Raw genomic sequence first — 4,170 nt, forward strand, 5'->3', positions numbered from 1 at the left:
GCCTCCGAATTTGCCTTTGAGGATCGCTGTTCCTTTGGAATTAGCAGCAATGCCGCCGCTCTGGGAAATCGACGCCACGGACGACTTGGAGCTGGTCCATACGACGCTGCCCGTTACGTTCGCCGTCTTCCCGGTATCATATTCGGCCGTAACGGAAACCGAAGCCGCACCCCCAGGAGACAGCTTGAACCGGTTCTCGCTCACTTTCAGCTTTATCAGTTTCGGAACAACGGATACTTTAACCGTCACCGAAATGCCCTGATAAGATCCGGACAAAGAAGCCGTTCCTTCAGCGAGCGCCTTCACGCTGGCTCCCTTGACGGAAGCTACGGTCGTATCAGATGATGTCCAGCTTATCCCCGAGGACAGATTCACAGTCTTGCCTGCCGCCGTATATCCGGTGACCTTAATGGATTTAGTGTTCTTAATGTTCATTTCCAGAACGGCGGGGTCCACCGTGATTTTTACAATTTTCTGTTCAATCTTGACCGGTATGGAAATGCTCTTGTTGGAGTAGGTGCCTTTCAGCGTCGCAGAACCTTTGACAAGTCCCTTGATAACCTTGCCGGAGCTTGTCTGCTTGATGACGGCATTGCTGCCCGAAAGCGTCCACGCGATCTCGTCCGTTACATCTTTCTCCTCGCCGTTCTCCATAACAGCATTTACTTGGGGCAGCTGTGATTCTTCACCGGTCACAAGACCAAGACTGTCCTCGGGACCGATTAGCACAAGCACCTTGTCTTTGACCGTCAGCACGACATCCACGCTTTTACTGCGAATATCCGCTTTGGAGGACACCGTTTGGGCCTCTTTCCATTTCCCCGTAAGATGGACCGTTCCTGCGGAAACCGCCGAGATTTTGCCGTCCTTGATCATGGCAATATCCTCGTTTGCTGAAGTCCAATCCATTTCCTGGCTGATGTCCACAGCGGATTCGTCCAGTTTGGTTCCGCTGACCTTCGGAAGTCCAGCGGTATCCCCGGTATAGAGCTCAAGCTTCGTGCTGTCCGCCTTCATGGCGCTCAGTGTCGGATAAACTGTAAGCTTGAAGCTTTTGGAGCTTCCCTTGTATTCCGCCTTAACCGCCGAAGTTCCGGCTGCCTTGGCGGTAATGACGGTCTCGGCGCCCGTACTAAGCGCCGCAGTAAGCTTGTTGTCCAGGCTGAAATTCGCATCGTTTGTTACATCGATGGTTGAATTCGCGGCATTGCGCACCTCGGCCTTCATCTTCAATGTCTCGCCGATAAACAGGGTCTGATCGCCGGACGGCGTAAGCAGCAGCACCTCGTAAGGAGCGCGCACATAGACGTCGACCGACTGTGAAACTCCCAGATAATTCACTGTAATGGTCGCTTTCCCGATGCCATTGGCCTTAATAGCGCCATTCTCCACCGTCACGGCGGATGTGTTGGAGGAAGTCCATTTCGCATCCGCGGTCACATTCTTCACATTACTCTGCTCGGACGCCTTGGTAAAGGCGCTTAAAGACATGACATCGTCTCCGATCAGCATTTCCAGCTCGTTCACGGCTGCCTCTCCGCTTCTAATCTCCAGCCCGGAATACGGCAGCGCCACGGTCGCCTTGAAGGAAGCGGTAAGCCCTTTGTATTTGGCCGTGACGGTAGCCGATCCTTCTCCGACCAGCGTAAGTAAGCCATCCGATACAGTTAATACATTTCCATTGGAGCTGCTCCACTCGGCATCTTCGGTCACGTCGTTTACAGCCGTTTCCGAAGCACCGCCAGTAACGGACGCCGTGACCTGCAGCAGGCTGCCGCTATCTCCCAGCTTGTAGCTGCCGGAGCCCTCATGCTCCAGCTTCACATTCTTATAGGGATAAGATACGGCAACCTCTATGGTTGCCACCGAATTATTATATGTCGCCTTAATGATCGCGCTGCCGCTGTCTTTAGGCGTCAGCAGGCCGCTGGAGACGGTCACCACGCCGGTATCGGACGATGTCCAGACGGCGGCGGCCGTAACATCCTTCTTGGAGGAGCTTCCTTCCACCGTAGCGAGTACCTTTAGCTGCTTTGGCGTTTGGCCGACTGTCAGTTCAACTTTGGACGCGCTGTCGAATTCAATGGTATTAACATCGCCGGCAGCAGCCCCAGCGCCCGCCGGGAACAGGATTGAAACGAAAAGGGCGGCAAGCAGAACCCAATGAGTCATTTTCTTGTTCGATAACATGGTAGGTCTCCTTTGGTTATGAATAGTTGCACGGGCTTATCCAAACCCTTCCAAGTATATCGACAATCCTGTCCGAAAACATTACCCCATTGGAAAAAAATTCATCAAAAAAAGCAAGGGTCCCATCCTTAGCAGAATGAAACCCTTGAGCAGGCAGCGGCGGCTTAACTAAAGCTGCGTTAGGGCTTCCCCGGCTACGCCGACCCGTTCGCCCCTGCATTCGTTCACACCGGCTTCGGTTATCTTTACCTGGCAGAGCTGGCCCTGCAGCTGATCGCTGCCTTCAAAGAGCACCTGCAGGTAGTTGTCGCTGAAGCCGTGCTGGACATCCCGTCCAGGCGCGCCTTTCGCCGATCTCTCCGGAATGACGCCGACCGTGCGCCCGACGAATCTGCGGGCATACGCCAGCTGCATTTCCTCGGACAAGTCGATCAACTGCTGTACGCGGACGTTCTTGATCTCCTCGTCCACCTGATCCTCCATGCGGGCCGCTGGCGTGCCCGTACGTTTGGAATAGGGAAACACATGCATTTCCGAATAATCGACCGCCTTCATAAAATCATACCCTGCGCGGAACATCTCGTCCGTCTCTCCCGGGAAGCCCACGATTACGTCGGAGGTGATGGCAACGTCGGGCATGGCCTGGCGGATCAGCTGCATTTTGGCAAAATACTCTTCGGTCGTATATTTCCGGCGCATCCGTTTCAGCACTTCGTTATGTCCGGCCTGCAGCGGGATGTGGAGATGACGGCACATTTTGGACGAACGGTTCAATACATCCAGCAGCTTATCGTCAATCTGGCTCGCTTCAATCGAGCTGATGCGCACGCGTTCCAGGCCGTCCACCTTATCCAGCTCCCTGAGCAGGTCGGCGAGACGGTAATCCTCCAAATCATCGCCGTAGCCGCCGGTATGAATGCCCGTCAGTACGATTTCCTTGTACCCGGCCCCCACCAGCTGATGCGCCTGCTTCACGATTGTCTTCGGATCGCGGCTGCGGGACAGCCCCCGCGACCATGGAATGATGCAGAAGGTGCAGAAGTTGTTGCAGCCGTCCTGAATCTTGAGAAACGCGCGCGTCCGCTCCGCAAAGCCAGGCACGTCCAGTTCCTCGAACGCCCGCGTCTTCATAATGTTTCGGACAGCGTTGACGGGCTGCCGCGATTCCCGGATGCTGTTCACATGCCGGATGATCTGGTCCCTATCCTGGTTGCCGATGACAAGATCGACGCCGGGAATGTCCAGAATCTCGCCCGGAGAGGTCTGCGCGTAGCAGCCGGTAACGGCCACAATCGCATCCGGATTGCGCCGGACGGCGCGGCGGATCATCTGCCGGCTTTTTTTATCTCCCGTGTTGGTAACCGTGCAGGTATTAATCAGATAAACATCCGCCTGTCCCTCGAAGTCCACTTGCTCGTAGCCTTCCTCTTTGAAGAGCTGCCAGATGCCTTCGGTATCGTAAAAGTTGACTTTGCAGCCTAAAGTATAAAATGCAACGGATGGCATTTTTCAAGCTTCCCCCATTTCTCCAGTTTCGTATAAAATGCAGGCGGCGGCCACCATGCCTGCCGTCTCGCAGCGTAGAATGCGCTTGCCCAGGCCAACGGACACCGCGCCCGCCTCTTCAGCCTCCCGGCATTCGTTCTCGCTAAAGCCCCCCTCGGGTCCGACAATCACGAGCGCAGAAACTTCAGCCGCTTCTCCAAGCTGCGCCGCCCACGGCGCAACCGCAGAGCGCAGCTGGAGCCCTTCTTCTTTCTCGTAGCAAAAATAGACCGCATCATAGCGATTGACTGAATTCAGCAACTGCTTCCAGGTCAGCGGCGCGGCTATCTCCGGAACGATGTTCCGGTGCGCCTGCTCTGCGGCTTCCTTGGCGATTTTGCGCCAGCGCTCCAGCCGCTTGCTCTCCTTGCGTTCGTCGTACTGCACGATGGTACGCTCGGACAAAAACGGCAGGAAAGCCGCCGCGCCGATCTC

The 4,170-nt window shown here is 55.4% G+C and carries 3 protein-coding genes; all 3 read right to left on the reverse strand.

Features of this window, described 5'->3' with window-relative positions; translation table 11 throughout:
- On the reverse strand, window positions 1-2,190 hold a 2,190-nt coding region (locus L691_RS0118815), incomplete at its 3' end, for a hypothetical protein (RefSeq protein WP_025691941.1).
- Window positions 2,191-2,358: 168 nt separating this feature from the next.
- Entirely contained in the window at window positions 2,359-3,696 is a 1,338-nt protein-coding gene (gene mtaB / locus L691_RS0118820) for a tRNA (N(6)-L-threonylcarbamoyladenosine(37)-C(2))-methylthiotransferase MtaB (protein ID WP_025691942.1), read from the reverse strand.
- Between the two features lie 3 nt (window positions 3,697-3,699).
- A partial coding sequence (locus L691_RS0118825) for an RsmE family RNA methyltransferase (RefSeq protein ID WP_025691943.1) occupies window positions 3,700-4,170 on the reverse strand: 471 nt, incomplete at its 5' end.

Origin of the sequence: Paenibacillus zanthoxyli JH29 (genome assembly GCF_000520715.1) — a bacterium.
In the GTDB taxonomy this organism is placed as follows: Bacteria; Bacillota; Bacilli; order Paenibacillales; family Paenibacillaceae; genus Paenibacillus_AQ; species Paenibacillus_AQ zanthoxyli.